The sequence below is a fragment of the Sphingomonas sp. GW822-FHT03G08 genome, from assembly GCF_058801135.1.
On sequence record NZ_JBXAMZ010000001.1, the window covers coordinates 2,431,757 to 2,447,733 of the forward strand.

General features: G+C 66.4%; 12 protein-coding genes and 1 tRNA gene. 3 read left to right on the forward strand and 10 right to left on the reverse strand.

Features of this window, described 5'->3' with window-relative positions; genetic code table 11:
• Positions 1–80: 80 nt before the first annotated feature.
• The 6 genes from rtcA to AC1RJ5_RS11245 all read right to left on the reverse strand — a co-directional run bounded on the left by rtcA (position 81) and on the right by AC1RJ5_RS11245 (position 5,856).
• The gene (rtcA, locus tag AC1RJ5_RS11220) at positions 81–1,103 is read right to left on the reverse strand and encodes an RNA 3'-terminal phosphate cyclase (RefSeq protein WP_493113349.1); all 1,023 of its coding nucleotides are present in this window, start codon (positions 1,101–1,103) and stop codon (positions 81–83) included.
• Positions 1,100–1,891, reverse strand: coding sequence for a nucleotidyltransferase domain-containing protein (locus tag AC1RJ5_RS11225; protein ID WP_493113351.1), 792 nt, complete (start codon positions 1,889–1,891; stop codon positions 1,100–1,102). The genes rtcA and AC1RJ5_RS11225 overlap by 4 nt, the downstream gene beginning before the upstream one ends.
• A complete protein-coding gene (locus AC1RJ5_RS11230) occupies positions 1,888–2,370 on the reverse strand; it encodes a hypothetical protein (RefSeq protein WP_493113353.1) in 483 nt (160 codons plus the stop codon). Before AC1RJ5_RS11230 ends, AC1RJ5_RS11225 begins: the two co-directional genes overlap by 4 nt.
• A 48-nt stretch (positions 2,371–2,418) precedes the next feature.
• The gene (locus AC1RJ5_RS11235) at positions 2,419–3,645 is read right to left on the reverse strand and encodes an RtcB family protein (RefSeq protein ID WP_342249422.1); all 1,227 of its coding nucleotides are present in this window, start codon (positions 3,643–3,645) and stop codon (positions 2,419–2,421) included.
• A 570-nt stretch (positions 3,646–4,215) separates the two neighbouring features.
• Complete coding sequence (locus AC1RJ5_RS11240; protein ID WP_493113355.1) at positions 4,216–5,760, reverse strand: vWA domain-containing protein; 1,545 nt, start codon at positions 5,758–5,760, stop codon at positions 4,216–4,218.
• An 18-nt stretch (positions 5,761–5,778) separates the two neighbouring features.
• Positions 5,779–5,856, reverse strand: a tRNA-Pro gene (locus AC1RJ5_RS11245).
• 261 nt (positions 5,857–6,117) lie between these two features.
• Between AC1RJ5_RS11245 and rtcR the strand changes: the two genes are divergently transcribed.
• Together rtcR and AC1RJ5_RS11255 are read left to right on the forward strand one after the other, a co-directional pair.
• The gene (rtcR, locus tag AC1RJ5_RS11250) at positions 6,118–7,713 is read left to right on the forward strand and encodes an RNA repair transcriptional activator RtcR (protein ID WP_493113357.1); all 1,596 of its coding nucleotides are present in this window, start codon (positions 6,118–6,120) and stop codon (positions 7,711–7,713) included.
• Between the two features lie 140 nt (positions 7,714–7,853).
• Positions 7,854–8,870: an alpha/beta hydrolase gene (locus AC1RJ5_RS11255; protein WP_493113359.1), complete on the forward strand. Its 1,017-nt coding sequence runs from the start codon at positions 7,854–7,856 to the stop codon at positions 8,868–8,870.
• A gap of 103 nt (positions 8,871–8,973) precedes the next feature.
• Here the strand turns inward: AC1RJ5_RS11255 and AC1RJ5_RS11260 are convergent, their stop codons facing one another.
• Genes AC1RJ5_RS11260 through AC1RJ5_RS11275 form a run of 4 tightly spaced genes read right to left on the reverse strand, consistent with a single transcriptional unit; the run spans position 8,974 to position 13,067 of the window.
• Positions 8,974–10,215: an MFS transporter gene (locus AC1RJ5_RS11260; protein ID WP_493113361.1), complete on the reverse strand. Its 1,242-nt coding sequence runs from the start codon at positions 10,213–10,215 to the stop codon at positions 8,974–8,976.
• On the reverse strand, positions 10,216–10,938 hold the full coding sequence (locus tag AC1RJ5_RS11265) for an IclR family transcriptional regulator (RefSeq protein WP_184161717.1): 723 nt from the start codon (positions 10,936–10,938) through the stop codon (positions 10,216–10,218). It lies immediately after the preceding gene.
• 39 nt (positions 10,939–10,977) lie between these two features.
• Positions 10,978–12,144 (reverse strand): mandelate racemase/muconate lactonizing enzyme family protein, encoded by a 1,167-nt coding sequence (locus tag AC1RJ5_RS11270; RefSeq protein WP_493113363.1) that lies wholly within the window; start codon positions 12,142–12,144, stop codon positions 10,978–10,980.
• 2 nt (positions 12,145–12,146) lie between these two features.
• Positions 12,147–13,067 carry a dihydrodipicolinate synthase family protein gene (locus AC1RJ5_RS11275; protein ID WP_493113365.1) on the reverse strand — a complete coding sequence of 307 codons (921 nt, stop codon included), beginning with the start codon at positions 13,065–13,067 and terminating at the stop codon, positions 12,147–12,149.
• A 211-nt stretch (positions 13,068–13,278) separates the two neighbouring features.
• Between AC1RJ5_RS11275 and AC1RJ5_RS11280 the strand changes: the two genes are divergently transcribed.
• Positions 13,279–15,954 carry a TonB-dependent receptor gene (locus AC1RJ5_RS11280; protein WP_342249429.1) on the forward strand — a complete coding sequence of 892 codons (2,676 nt, stop codon included), beginning with the start codon at positions 13,279–13,281 and terminating at the stop codon, positions 15,952–15,954.
• Positions 15,955–15,977 lie beyond the last annotated feature (23 nt).

A 15,977-nucleotide genomic window follows, 5' to 3' on the forward strand; every position in this document is an offset into this window, starting at 1 on the left:
CTGCAAAGCGACATGCCAACCGGCATTTCGACATTCCGGCAACTGCCCGACCGCTTGCGCAAACCGGGCAGTTGCTGGTCTCAGCCGCTCGCCAGCCGGACGAGATGGCACCCATCGGACTGTTGCTCGAACAGCCAGCGTTGCCCCGTGAACCGTTCGATAATATCGGCGGCGGTCCGCGCATGCTGGCTCGGCTTCACCGTGGTGAAGCTGCCCCCACCGGCAAGCGCGAAGGGCAGCAGCAACTGGTCGGCGAGATACGGCCCTGCGAATGCCGGCGATTCGAGAAACCCGGCCATGCGCTGCGCCGCCGTCCGGGCGAGCGATTCCGCCGATACGCCCAGCTTGCCGAAGCCGGTGACGACCTCGGTCACCTGCTCGAACTCGGCCGCGAGCAGCAGCGCATTGCCCGGCCCCTGCCCCTCGGGGAGCTGGTGCATGGCAAAGGCGTCCTCGGGCCAGTCGGGCAACAGATTGCGGACGGTCCGCAATTCGCGCTCGGCGATATTGCCCGGCAGCGCGGCGAACAGCGCCGTGGCCGACACCGAACGCACCGCACCGCGATCGACGCAGTCGATCGGCGTGAGCTTGCCCGGCACGATGTCCACCTCGATCCGCCCGCCGCCACGCGGGTAGAAGCCGTGGCGGACCAGCCGCATCTCGATCTCCGCGCCCATCCGCCGCACCACCGGCGCGAACGTCTTCGCGATGAAGTCGAACGGGGGCGCGAGCATGTTGTGCGTGCCGCCCTCGAGGACGATCCGCGACGGTCCATCGGCCATCAGCAACGGCATCAACAGGGTCTGGAAGACCAGCCCGGTGCTGCCCGCCGTACCCACCGCGAAATGATATTCGCCGGGCGTGACGCGGCCAGGCGTAAAGCTGAAGTCAGACGCGCCGACTTCCAACCCCTCGCAGACCGTGCCGCCGATCGCCAGCGCCGCTTCGATCGCAGTCACATGCTGGCGCATCAGCCCCGGCTTCTCGCGCTTGCCGCGCGCATTGGTGATGCGGAAGGGCTGGCCGGTCACCAGCGACAGCGCGCAGCTGTTGCGCACGATCTGGCCGCCGCCCTCGCCTTCCGATCCGTCGATGACAATCATGTATTCACCAGTTCCAGAAAAAGGTCGTTCGCACGATCGACGAAGCGATCGTGCAGCTTGCGCGCCGGCAGCTCTCCCGCCCGCTCGAGTTCGCCGCGGATCAGCGCGTCGATCTCGGGCAGCCGGGCGCAATTGGCACGCTCGTTAGTGCGCGCCTTGGCCTCGACCAGCGCCTCGATCTGCTCGACCAGCAAGGCCGGCAGGTCGCTCGCCGCAACCAGCGCCTGCAGGTTCATCGGCGGCCGCACCCCCGGGTTGAGCCGGATTGCACGGATCGCCAGCGCAGGACGCAGGGCGTAGAAATACTTCTTCACCGGCACATCCCCTTCCCCGTCGAGCCACCGATCCGCGGCCAGCTTGCCCGACCGCGCATAATGATAGGCGATCGCCCGCGGATCGAGCAGGTCGTCCGCCAGTTCCGCCAACCGGGCGATGAACGGATCATCGGTCCGATAGCGGATCGGCGAGAGCATCCATTCGCTGACCCCGGCATTCGACTTGAGCAGCAGAGGGAGCGCCTTGCGCACGTCCCAGCCGTTCAGGTCGATCTCGTCCTCGATCGGCGTCTCGATCACGTCGCGGCCGGGCGCGAGCGACAGGTACCAGTCGCGCGGCCGCACATAGAAAAAGCGCACGTCATAGTCGCTGTCAGGCGAGGGAAAGCCCCAGGCGCGCGAGCCGGATTCGATTGCGAGCAGCAGGCGCACGCCGTTCTCCGCCTCGATCCGGTCGAGACGGGTTTCGATCTCGCGCCGCACGGGAGGCGAGATCGTTGAATCGAACGTCATCGTGAAAGCCTTCCCTCGGTATAATTGACGCCCGGCACCCACCAGAACATCCAGGCATCGGCGCGCTTCTCTTCCGAGGGAGCGATGCCGAAATCGCCGTCGCCGATCTCGACCGAGGCAAAGGCCGCCGCCAGCTTGCGCGCGCGGCGCCCTCCTAACGCCAGGACCAGCATATTCCCGCCCGGAGTGAGGCTCAGCGCATCGAGCTCCGGCCTATAGTCCAGCCGTAGCCGGTCGAACCGTCCCCCAAGGCGATAGCCGGCATTGGGCACCGCCAGCACATTGTCGGTCACCGGATCGAGCCGTAACGTCCGGTAGCAGGCCTCACCGCCCTGCATCCGATCGATCAGGTTCCGGACCGACCGGGCGCCCGCGGGATCGGCAGCGAACTGCCAGCCGCACCAGGCTCGCCTCGGCTCGGCATAGCGCCAGACGAAGAGCTTGCCCTCCTGCTGCCAGGCGGCGACGCTTCCAATCACTTCAGGTCTCCGGAAATCGGCGGTGCGCGCGCCGGGCTGACGAGAGCTTTAGCCCTTCACGCACACCACCTGCTTCAGCGTATGGACGATCTCGACCAGGTCGGCCTGCGCCGCCATCACGGCCTCGATCGGCTTGTACGCCTTCGGCGTCTCATCGATCACGCCTTCGTCCTTTCGGCACTCGACGCCCGCAGTGTCACGGATGTGCTCGTCGAGCGTCACCAGCTTCTTCGCCGCGGTTCGGGACATGATGCGTCCAGCTCCGTGCGAGCAGCTGTCGAACGACTCCGCGTTGCCCAGGCCGCGCACGATGAACGACTTGGCGCCCATCGATCCGGGGATGATCCCCAGCACGCCCTTGGCCGCGCGGACCGCGCCCTTGCGGGTGACCAGCACATTCTCACCGAAGTGGTTCTCGCGCTGGACATAGTTGTGGTGGCAATTGACTGCCTCCAGCTCCGCATCGAACGGCTTGGCGATTTGCCCTCGCAGTGCGCGGATGACGTTGGTCATCATCATCCGCCGGTTCAGCGCCGCGAAGTCCTGCGCCCAGCCGACCGCCTCGACATAGTCGTCGAAATGGTCGGTCCCTTCCGGGAAATAGGCCAGGTTCTCGTCGGGCAGGTTGATGTGCCACTTGCGCATGTCCTGCTTCGCCAGCTCGATGAAGTAGGTGCCGATCGCATTGCCGACGCCGCGCGACCCCGAATGGAGCATCACCCACACGCGCTGGTCCTGATCCAGGCACAGCTCGATGAAGTGGTTGCCCGTGCCCAAAGTCCCCAGATGCACCAGGTGATTGGTGTTCTTGAGCTTCGGATACTTCTCGACGATCCGGTCGAAGCGCTGGGCAAGCGTCGCCCAGGCTTCGACGATCGCCGGGGGCGGATCGCCCCACGAACCCGTGTCACGCTTGTTGCGGTTCATCGATCGGCCGTGCGGAACGGCACGCTCGATCGCGCTGCGGATCCCTTCCAAATTGTCGGGCAGGTCGCTTGCCACCAGCGAGGTGCGCGCCGCCATCATGCCGCAGCCGATATCGACACCCACCGCGGCAGGGATCACCGCGCCCTTGGTCGGGATCACCGAGCCGACGGTCGCGCCGATGCCGATATGGACATCGGGCATCGCGGCGACATGCTTGAACACGAACGGCATCTTCGCCGCGCGCGCCAGCTGGTCGCGGGCCCCGTCTTCCACAGGCACGCCACGGGTCCACATCTTGATCGGCACGCCCCCTTCGACGTGCTGGAAATCATACAGCGTCTCGGTCATCGCGACCTCCTTCAAACTCGATCATGGTGCCGGCGACGAGCGGTGGCGAGACAGTTTTGCTGAGCTATCCGGTTGCCCGGAGGCGGAGTTGAACCGCCGACCTCCCGCCGCAAGAGGGCGGGTGCTCTGTCCTGTAGTCCCGCCGGCATTCGCCAGCGAATTGGGTTCCGGCGACGAGGGATGCGATGGACGTTCCCCGAAGGGACACTTTGGAGGTGTAGTCCAACGCGGCATTCGCCGGGTTTTGCCGGTCACGGCGACGAGGGATGGGAAAGACTGCCCCGAAGGGCCGGTGCTCTATCCGCTGAGCTACCGCTCCCGGGGGAGCGGGCGGGATTCGAACCCGCGACACCCGCATTACCAATGTAGTCCTTGCCCGGCATTCGCCGTGATGTTCGTGTTGGGCCGTGGCGACGAGGAGTGACGAGAACGTCCTTGAGCTACCGCTGCAACGGGGGGACTCAAACCCCACCTCCCGTTCGGCCGAAGCCTCCCGGGCGCTCTTTCCGGACTTTCGGGTTTCCCCTTGGAGCAATGTAATCCCGCCGGCATTCGCCACGGCCCTGTTCGTCAGATCTCCACTTGCTTGACGATGCCCACCCAGTCACGCGTGTCGCCGGAAACGAAGCGCGCGATGGTGTCGAACACCGCGTCGGAGAAGCCCCCGACATTCAATATGTCCGCCCGGTCCTGCGCCTGGCTGGTGCCATGCGGCTGGATGTCGATGCAGACGAGCTTGGCAGCCGGGTTGCGGCGCTTCAGCGCGTTCCACTCGCGCATCGTCGCCGTCGCGCCGTACCGGTTGGCATCCACCCAGGACTCGTTGTCCGAGACGATCACCACCAGGTCCACCGGCTCGCGCAGCAGGTTGAGTGCAGCCAGCGGTGCCGAGACGTTGGTCCCGCCCCCGCCGATCGCCGCCAGCTTCGCCGCATTCACAGCGACGCGGGCGCGCGGATCGAGCTTCACCTTCACCACCGCCTGCTCGAACGGCAGTACGCGGGTATCGCGATTGGTGCGCAGCATCGCTGCAGCAACCAGCGCCGCGACATCGATGCACCGCACCTTCGACGAGGCGCCCTTGCGGTAGCCCGTCGCCGGCGAAGACATCGACCCCGACACATCGGGACAGACCACGACCCGGCCCGGCACCTTCGGCACGCGCGCGAGCGACTGCTCGAGTGCATCCTCCAGCGCCGCCTGGACCTTGAGCGGCACGCTCTCGCGGGCCTGGTCCAGCGCCACCATCAGCTGGTAGGGCATGGGCCGGACCTTCGCGATCGCGTCGCCAGCCGCCAGCCGCACGGCAACCGCATCGGCGACCCCCGCCACGTCGAACGCGCCGTTGCGCGCCAGCGTGTTGAGGTTCATCCGCAGCGCCTGCCAGCCGATCCGCGTGGACAGCACCGCCCAGTCTTCCGCCGTCAGCGGAAAGGCCGTCAGCCACTCGAACGGCACGTTCGGCAGCGGGAGCGACCGATCGGCCTTCCACGCCTCGAACCCGGCGATCTCGGCAGGCAGCGCGGCAACGTCGTACGGACGCCCGATCAGCCAGCCGTAGAAAGCGCGCCGCGCCGCATCGGCGGGCTTGGGGTGCACCATGCGGACAATGTCCGCCAGGCTCGGATCCTTGCCCGTCGCCGCCATCAGCTGCGGCATCGACGCCTGCTCCAGCCAGCGCTGGACCAGCCGCTTCGGCCGCGAGCCGAGCGAAGTACGCCCCACCTGCCCCGAGCGCATGATCTGCACGAAGTTGCGCAGCATGCGGCCATTGTCGATCACCCGGCCGAACACGCGGACCGCAAGATCCGGATCGGCAACTGTGAGATACGCCGCAAGCAGCGCCGGCATGTCCTTCATCGCGCCCGACTGCCGGGCGTAGACCGCGGCCTGGGCAACGAAATACGGATCGCAGACCCGTGCGGCATCGAGCATCTCGGCCAGCTGCGTTTCCGCCGGCGCGTAGAAATTGTCGGCCAGCGTGCCGGTCACGGCAAGCTGGGCGAGCTTGTGCTCGGGCCCATAGGCATAGGCCGGCGCACCCTCGCGGTTCCGCGTATCTGCGGCCGGCATCAGCTTTGCGATCGCCGAAGCGAAAAGTCCTTTGTTGGCCATCGTCCAACTCCTCGTATCTGGTCAGGGCGGCAGGATTTGAACCTGCGACCTCCCGCTCCCAAGGCGGGCGCTCTGCGCAGCCTGAGCTACGCCCTGTGAAATTCCCGGGGGCGGCCAGCCCATTCCGGCCGCCCCGCGTTTCCGCCGCCGGCTTGGGAGGTTCGACATCTCCCCGTCCGACGCCGAAATGTATTGCAGTGCGCGTGCCAGTTTCGCTGCGCGCGCCGGAATTTTCTCACAACATATTGGTTATTAGTTATTTTATTCGGCACGCTGATGTGACTGCATTCTCATCGAAAACAAATCGAAAGCGATTTTTCTATCGATAGAGATCGTAATTTATCCTATGGTATAAGCATGAAGCCACTCACCGTTATCGGATTCCTCGGCTCGACGCTTGACGCGAGCAAGTTTGGCCCGTCACGCTGGGGCAAGTGGCGCCCGTCCGTCGCACTGACGATGCACGAGGATCTGCGCGTCGATCGCTTCATCCTGCTGCACGGCTCGCTGCATCGTCGGCTGGCGGAATACGTCGCCGAGGACATCGCCTCGGTGTCCCCCGAGACCACCGTCGAGATGCGGCTGCTCGATTTCGGCGACCCCTGGGATTTCGAGCAGGTCTACGGAAAGCTGCTCGACTTCGCCCGAGCCGAACCCTTCGATCCGGACGTCGAAGACTATCTGATCCACATCACCACCGGCACGCATGTCGCGCAGATCTGCCTCTTCCTGCTCACCGAGGCGCGCTATCTGCCCGGCCGCCTGCTGCAGACCCAGCCGCGGCGCGGCACGCCCGGCGATGCCGCCGGCCTGTGGAACGTGATCGACCTCGACCTGTCGCGCTATGACAGCATCGCCACCCGCTTCGCCGTTGCCGCGGAGGAAAGCACCTCCTTCCTCAAATCGGGCATCGAGACACGCAACGCCGCGTTCAACCGGATGATCGACGAGATCGAGCATGTCGCCCATCGCTCCAAGGCGCCGATCCTGCTGATGGGGCCCACCGGCGCGGGCAAGAGCCAGCTTGCGCGACGCATCTACGAGCTCAAGCGCCTCAAGCACCAGATCGCAGGCACCTTCGTCGAAGTGAACTGCGCGACGCTGAAGGGCGACGGCGCGATGTCGGCGCTGTTCGGGCACCGCAAGGGCGCTTTCACCGGCGCGGTTGCCGATCGGCCGGGGCTGCTGCGCGCCGCCGACAAGGGCATGTTGTTCCTCGACGAGATCGGCGAGCTGGGCCTCGACGAGCAGGCGATGATCCTGCGCGCGATCGAGGACAAGCGTTTCCTGCCGGTGGGGTCTGACAAGGAAGCCGCATCCGACTTCCAGCTGATCGCCGGCACCAATCGTGACCTGGGCGAGGCCGTCGCCGCCGGCCAGTTCCGCGACGATCTCTATGCCCGGCTCAACCTCTGGACCTTCCAGCTGCCCGGCCTGGCCGAGCGGCGCGAGGATATCGAGCCGAACCTCGACTATGAGCTCGAGCGCTTCGCCGAACGCGAGGGCGACAGCGCCAGCTTCAACAAGGAAGCCCGCCAGCGCTACCAGGCCTTCGCGACCGGACCGGATGCCAGGTGGCCGGGCAATTTCCGCGACCTCGCCGCCAGCGTGACGCGCATGGCGACGCTCAGCGCCAAGGGCCGGATCGACCTCGAATGCGTGGAAGCGGAGATCGAGCGGTTGAAGCGGCTCTGGTCGGGCCAGCGCGAGGACGAAGCGGGCGTGCTGGGCACGATCCTCGCCCCCGAGGCACTCGCCGAAATCGATCCGTTCGATCGCGTCCAGCTGGCGGAGGCGATCCGCACCTGCCGGCGCAGCCGCTCGCTATCCGAAGCCGGCCGCACCCTCTTCGCCGCCTCGCGCACCCGCCGGACCAGCGCCAATGATGCAGACCGGCTGCGCAAATATCTGGCGCGCTTTGGGCTGGATTGGGCGGTAGCGTCGGGCCAATGAACCGACCAAGGCATATATAGCAACAATCATGGCTGATATTGTGCCTTTCCGCAGGATATCGGCCATTTTCGTTGCTGTGTTCGCCACACTGGCTAGGATGCCCTCGCCCGCATCGACAAGGGCCGCGCAGGGAGAGGATGATGACCCGCATCGTGGAAGCCGGTAGCCGCCGGAACATGCTCAAGGCGGCTGCGCTGCTGCCCGTCGTCGCGGCGGGCGCCGCGAGGGCGCAAGCCGCGTCGCCAGGCGACCTCCTCGCCTTCGCCCGCGACACCCGCGAGCCGGATCTCGTCCTGCCGCTCTGGCCCGAGGGCAAAATGCCGGGCGACCCGATCCCGGCGATGACCGAACGCATCGACGACCAGACCGACAATGCCGGGCTGCGCTACCGCGTCGCCGAGCACGTCACGCGCCCCACCCTTTCCTTCTTCGCGCCGACCGCGAGCCCGACCGGCGCCTCGATCCTGATCCTGCCCGGCGGCGGCTATTCGCGCGTCGGCATCGACCGCGAAGGCTATGAGACTGCGCGCTGGTTCAATGCGCAGGGCATCGCCGCCTTCGTGCTGCGCTACCGATTGCCCGCGGATCGGTGGGGCGGCGGCGCGCTCGTCGCGCTGCAGGATGCGCAACGGGCAATGCGGCTGATCCGGGCGGGCGGCAAATGGAGCATCGACCCCAAGCGCGTCAGCGTGCTCGGCGGATCTGCCGGCGGGCATCTGGCGATCAGCCTGTGCGTGAAGGTCTATGACCGCACCTATCCGGTGATCGACGCCGCCGACCGGCTGCTCACCCGGCCCGATGGCGCGATCCTGCTCTATCCGGTCGTGTCGATGGGCGCGGGCGCGCATACCGGATCGAAGCTGGCGCTGCTCGGCCCCGACGCCTCAACTGCGGACGCAGCCGCCTGGTCGTTCGACCAGCGCCTGCCAGGGATCACGCCGCCGATCTTGCTGGCGCATGCAGTCCATGATCGGGTGGTGCCGGTCGATCACGCGCTCGCGCTGTTCGGCGCGGTGCGCGGATCGGGCGGTTCGATCGACATGCATTTGTTCGAGGACGGCGCACACGGGCTCGGCCTGCGCGGCGATCCGGCTTGGCCGATGTCGGACTGGCCCAACCTCGCCCGACGCTGGCAGCAGCGCAACGGGCTGGCGTAGACCCCGATATACTCGTCACCCCGGCCTTGAGCCGGGGTCCCGCTATCCTACCCTCCCGCGAAGGAGCGGGACCCCGGGTCAAGCCCGGGGTGACGGAAGAAGATTAACCCGGCCGCAGTTCCGACGTCGGCTGGCTGCGCAGTGCCACAAAGGCGATCAGCATCGCCAGCGGGTGGAGGCACCCCATCAGCAGGAAGATCTGCCCGTAATTGCCCGACTGGGCGAGACGGCCGACAAGCTGAGTCGAGAAAATCCCGCCCAGCCCGCTGCCCGCCGCGACGATGCCGAACACGGTCGCCACCACCCGGGTCGGATAGAGGTCGACCACCAGGGTGCTGATATTGATCTGGAAGACGAGGTGCGCGAACGCCACCAGTGCCGCCAGCGCGAAGGTCACTTCGATCCCCGGATTGGTCGAGATCAACATGCCCACCGGCGCCAGCACCGCCGCGACACCAAGACCGACCAGCCGGCTGTTCGGAGGAGTCATCCCGCGCTTGATCAGCTGGCCCGAGAAGATGCCCCCGCCAATGCTGCCGATGTCCGCCGCGAGATAGACGATCCACGCCGTCGCCGCGATCGTCATCAGGCTCAGCTCGCGCTGATCGGCAAGGTATTTTGGGAACCAGAACAGGTAGAAATACCACACGGGATCGGCGAGCATCCGCGACACGGCAAAGCCCCAGAGCGGCCGCTCGCGCAGGATGACGCGCCACGGCGTCGGCTCGCGCACTTCCTCCCGCGCCTCCTTGCGACGCGGATAGATCGCCAGCCAGGCAACCAACCAGACAAAGCCCATCGCGCCGGTCGCCACGAACGCTTCGCGCCAGCCATAGGTGAGTGCCAGCCAGCCGATCAGCGGCGGGGCGATCGTCGCGCCAACCATTGCGCCGGCGGTATAGGTGCCGAATGCGAAGCCACGTTCGCGCGGCGGGAAATGCTCGGAGACCGCCTTGGGCCCGGCGGTATAGTTGCCCGCCTCGCCCAGGCCGAGCATCGCCCGTGCCCCGCCCAGCGCCCCGGCGCTGCGCACGAAGCCCGTCGCCATGTTGGCGAGCGACCACCAGCCGACGAACAGCGCCAGCGCCGTCCGCGTGCCCAGCTTGTCGGTCAGCCAGCCGGCGACGAGATAGGCGATGGTGTAGGCGATCAGGAACAGCTGGACGACATGCGCATAGCCGATGTCGTTCATGCCCAGGTCGCGCTGGACCATCGGCGCCAGGATCGAAAGCGTCTGCCGATCGACATAGTTGAGCACGGTCGAGGCGAAGAGCAGCGCGAGGATCGCCCAGCGCAAAGGGCTCGGCGATTTGGTCTCGCCGATGGGCACAGCCGGATCGGACATTCAGCCTCCTATTTCGGGTGCAGCCTCGCGCAGCGCGGCAACCAGCGGCTCGGTCGCCGCCTCGGGAATCCAGCCGGAAAGCGCGATGCCGGCATGGGCCGGGTCGCCAGTCGAAACCGCGACGACATGATGGTCGCGCTCATCGGCGACATGGACACGCGCATAGCCCAGCCGCCGCACCTCGGCGAGCTTGGCGAGCAGCTGCTCGATCCCTTCCGGGAACATCGGAATGTCCTTGTCGCGGTAGATGTCGCGCACTTCGTCGTCGTCCAGCTCGGAGAGCAGGACGATGCCGATGCCGCTGGTGGTGGCGGGCAGCAGGCCGATACGCCCCAGCCCGCGCGATGCCTCGATTCCCGGCGGCGCGTGAAACAGATAGCTGACACTGTCGCCCCACAGCACGCCGAGCGCGACCGTGTGGCCAAAGCGGCGAAGATTCTCGAGCACCGGCAGCGCGCGCCGGATCAGGCCTGATGCGAACAGGCTCTGCGCGGCGAGCACATGCATGCCGGCGCCGGCGGTATATTTGCGGTTGGCGGTCTGCCGGGCGATGCCGAGATAGGCGAGCGTCTTGAGCAGCCGGTTGATCTTGGTCGGATCGGCGTCGAGCCGGCGAGCGAGCTCGCGGCAGCCGACCGGCTCGGGCGAAGTGGCAAGCGCCTGGAGCGTGGCGATGCCGTCGATCAGGCTCTGGTTCGGCTGGGCGTTGAGTTTAGCGCGCATGGTTGCATCCTATGCACCCGCGCGTGCGCGCCGCATAGCTCACGCCACCTGCTCCGCATGGTCCCAGAAGCGCGCGTTCGGCTCGACGCCAAGGCCCGCACCAGTGGGCAGGACATAGCCGCCCTCGCCATGCCCCATATCGGTGTCGAGCAGTGCCAGGTTCCGCTCGAATACGGAGTGCTGCCACTCATGCTTCCACAGGCCCGGGATCGTCGCCGAAGCCTGGAGGCTGGCGGCGAGGAAGATGCCGGTGCCGACCGTCGCATGCGGCGCCACCGCGACGCGCTTCGCCGCTGCCAGCCGGGCGATTCGGACGAACTGGGTGATGCCGGTATGGCCCATCTCGGGCTGGATGTACGCCAGCGGGCCGGCGGCTAGGCGGTTCGCGGCCTCATACTCGGTGTACCATTCCTCGCCCGCCGCGACCGGCACCGGGCTGGTCGCCGCAAGATGTGCCAAGCCGGCGATGTCCTCGGGCCTGACCGGCGCCTCGACGAAGCCGGGGCGGTACGGCACAAGCTTCTGGATCAGGTCGGCAGCCTCGGCCGGGCTGAACTTCCAGTGCAGGTCGATCAGGACCTCGGCCTTGTCGCCCAGCACCTCGCGAAGCGCCGCCATCTCGGCAACGATCCCCTCATGGCTGACCACCGCGGCGAACTTGAACGCGTCGATCCCGCGCGCCTGCCATTCCCTGGCCAGCGCCACCCGCGCCTCAAGCGTCGCCGCAGGCAGGCCCGAGAGATAGCTCGGGATCGCCCCGTGCACCGTCTCGCCGATCAGGTCGCGGACAGGCTTGCCCTTGGCCTTGCCCTTCAAATCCCACAACGCGATGTCGATCGCCGCGATCGCATCGACATGGAAGCCGCCCCAGGCGCCGCGCACGCGCATCAGCCCGTAGAGCAGGTCCCAGGTCGCACCGATGTCGGTGATTTCCTCGCCGATCAGCACCGGTGCGAGCAGATCGTTGATGATCTCGCAGGTCGCGCGCGGTGCGCAGATGCCATAGGTCTCGCCCCAGCCCACGCTGCCGTCCTCGGTGGTCACGCGCACCACGATCGAACGGTCAACGGTGGGGTAGATCGTGCCGTTGCCCTTGCGCACGATATAGCCATGCGCATTCACGCGCTCCCCCTCCGCGAGCGGCCCGAGATAGGGGGTGTCGCGGGGGACAGTGACGATGAACGTGTCGATCGCGGCGATGCACATGGTCAGGCGAGTGCCCCCTGGGGTGCTTCCATCGGCAGCAAGTCTGCCAGCCGGGCGAGCAGCGCGTCCAGCTCTGCCTGGTCGTAGCGGTCGAGTTCCGGCCCCGGCGCACGCACATAAGTGCTCTCGATCAACCCACGACGCTGCAGCACCGCCTTGGTCAGCCGCCAACGGAAGATCGCCTGCATGTTGAGCAGGGGCAAAGTACGCTCGAACAAATCCCGCGCGCGCCCTTCCTCGCCCGCCGCATAGTCGGCGAGCATGCGGACGTGCAGCTCGGTGATCTCGCAGGCCGGCATCGTGCCGCGTGCGCCGCGCGCCAGCTCGTCGATCACATAGCGCGCGCCGGCCCCGCCAAAAACGGCCTCGAGCGAATCGCCGGCCAGTGCGGTCAGCCGGGTGATGCGCTGGCCCGAGGGCGGCGCCTCTTCCTTGACATATTTGATGCCCGGCACCTGGTGCGCAAGTTCCGCGACCTGCTCCAGCGGCATGCCGATGCCCATCGGCGCCGGCGCGTTCTGCAGCATGATCGCGATGCCCGAGCCTTGGTGCGCGGCGTGGAAGAAACCGGCCATCGCGGCAAGATCGCCGGCAAAGGTCTTGGGCGTGAGGATCATCGCCGCCGAAGCACCGGCCTTCGCGCCGGCCTCGGCATAGGCGATCGCCTCATTGGTATCGCCGGTGCTGCCCCCGACCACGAAAGGCACCCGGCCATCCAGCCATTCGCCGATTCGCGCAGTGAGGTGTAGCCGCTCCTCGACGCTCAGCATGTCATATTCGCTGGCGAGCCCCGGGAAGACCACGCCCTGCGCGCCGGCGGCGACGATATAGTCGAGGACGCGGCGCATGCCGGCCTCGTCCACCGCGCCCGTGGCAGTGAAAATCGTCGGCAGAATCGGCAGCACGCCTTGCAGTTGGGTCACGTCCCCTCCGAAATATTTTGTTGCTATATTTGTCATATGCATCCGCAAAATCACCCTTGTCAACTCAGGCGTTGCGCCGCTGTCACAGCGCCTCCCTCTGTGAACGAGGGTGTTGCGCGATCCTTATTGTTGCTTTAGTAGATACGTCATGCGGAAGCCAAGGGCATAAAGTCCGGGCCCGCCAACCGCCGGGTTGATAAGGGGAGAGGATATGAAGAATCGCACCGTCCAGCGCCTGCTGGTGTCCACCATTCTCGGGTCGGCGGCATTGCTCGCCACGCCCGCCGCAGCGCAGACCGACTCGGCCGCGCCGGCCGCCCAGGCAGCCGATCCCGCCGGGCAGCAAGACGACGGCGCCATCATCGTCACCGGCATCCGCCAGAGCCTTGGCGCCGCGCGTGACATCAAGCGCGACGCGATCCAGTTCGTCGATGCGATCGTCGCCGACGACATCGGCAAGCTGCCCGATCGCAACGTCGCCGAATCGCTCGCCCGCGTCTCGGGCATCCAGGTCGATCGCGGCATTGCGGAGGGCACTAACGTCTCGGTGCGCGGCCTTCGTCAGAACGTCTATCTGTTCAACGGCCGCGAGATCGTCGATGCCACCGGCCGCGGCGGCGTCGGCCTCGATCAGCTCGGCAGCTCGACCTATGGTATCCTGTCGCTGGTCCCCTCCGAGCTGATCTCGCGCCTCGAGGTGACCAAGCTTGCCGGCGCCGACGACATTGCGGGCGCGCTTGGCGGCATCGTCGATATCAACACGCGCAAGCCACTCGACGGCCCGAACAGCATCGCCGCCCGCGCCGGCGCCAGCTACGACACGCTGACCGAGAAGCCGAGCTACGAGCTGTTCGGCCTGGTCTCGCAGAAGTTCGCCGGCGACACGCTCGGCGTGCTGGTCTCGGCTTCCTATGGTCGCCGCAAGCTTTCGCAGCAGGGACTCGATACCTTCTCGGGCTATACCCGCTTCACTGACTCAAACGGCGCTGTGCATTTCGGTCATTCGGACGTTCGCCCCGAGGAAATTTCCGAGACGCGCACCAAGTTCGGCCTGGACGGCGTGATCCAGTGGAAGCCGGGCCCGGGCGTCGAGATCACCCTGGACAGCTTCTATTCCAAGCTGATCTCGGACCGCGAGCGCTACTGGGTCTCGTTCAACCCGCAGACCGGGCTGACCAACGCCACCTATTCGCCGAACAACATCCTGATCTCGGGCAACTCGACCGCGCCGGTGCTGACCAACAGCGAGTTCGCCTATACCAAGGCCGACACCTGGTCCTCGGCGCTGAACGGCAAGTTCGACGTGACCGACCGGATCAAGGCAAGCGCCGAGGTGTCGTACAACCGCTCGACCTCGAGCTACGACCAGAATTACCTCCGGCTCCAGCCGCTCACCACGATCACGCCGAGCACCAGTTTCGACTTCTCCAAGGGCGATCTTGGCGCCTATTCGATCAGCGGCATCAACCTGAGCGATCCATCGCAGCTGCGCTTCACCATCCTGTTCGACAATCTCTACCGGGCGAAGACCGAGGCCACCGCCGCGCGCACCGACTGGAGCGCGGACCTGGGCGAAGGCTTCCTCGACAAGCTGAGCGTCGGCGTGCGCTATCAGAAGCTCGACACGCGGGTGAACCCGGCGCTCGCCGATATCCGCCCGACCGGCGGCATCGTCGCGACCTCGCTCGCGCAATATCTGACGCTGCGCTCGAATCCCAAGTTCGCCGAGGGTGACTTCGCGGGCCTGACCCGCACCTTCCTGGCGGGCAATGACACGATCGCCAACGGCTGCAGTGCCTGGACCACGGTCACCGCCGTCTCGCAATCGGCGGCCTGCCTCAATCCGACCCAGACGGCCACCGCGCTCGCCGGTACCTATCGGATCAACGAGAAGTTCACCGAAGGCTATGCCAAGCTCGACTTCAAGGTGGAGGGCGGCCTCGACCTCGCCGGCAATATCGGCGTGCGCTACCTGCACCGCGACATGACCTCGATCGGCAACCTGATCGGCGCCACCGGCGGGGTCACCCCGGCCAGCTTCGAGCGCACAGATGACGAATGGCTGCCCTCGGCAACCGTCCGACTGAACGTCGCCGACGGGATGATCGTGCGCCTGGGCGCGGCGAAGGTCGTCGCCTTCCCGAACACCGCCGATCTCAACAACGGCGTCACGCTCAACAACACCGCGATCTTCGTCGGCGGCGTGCAGACCACCCCGGGCACCGGCAGCGGCGGCGCGCCGAACCTCAATCCGTTCAAGGCGAACCAGTTCGACGCCTCGCTCGAATATTATTTCGGCCGCCAGGCGCTGTTCTCGGTCGGGCTTTTCTACAAGGACGTCTCGACCTTCATCGTCGCCAAGCAGAGCCCTGAGACGTTCAACAACGTCAACTACCTCATCAACCGCAAGATCAATGGCGACGGCGCCAAGGTGAAGGGTATCGAGGCACTGCTCCAGCTGCCCTTCTACTTCCTCCCCGGCGCGCTGGACGGGTTCGGCATCGTCGCCACCTATTCGTACATCGACTCGACCACGCCGATCCGCGACGCGGTGGGCCGCGTGCTCGCCTTCCCGGGCCTGTCGAAGAACAATGCCAATCTGGTCGGCTATTACGAGAAGGGTCCGGTTTCCTTCCGCGTCGCATACAACTGGCGCGACGACTATCTGGTCGGCCTGTCGGGTGCGAACACCGGCATCTACAACGATGCCTATACCGATCTGTCGGCGACCTTCCGCTATGACATCTCGAAGAACTTCTCGCTGAACCTCGAGGCGAACAACCTCCTCAACGAGCATCAGCGCACCTATGACGGCTCCTCGGAGGCCCTGCGGACGAACCTGTTCTTCGGGCGCATGTACAAGGCCAGCGTGAGCGTCAAATTCTGACGCCGGCCTGCCGGGAGGAGATC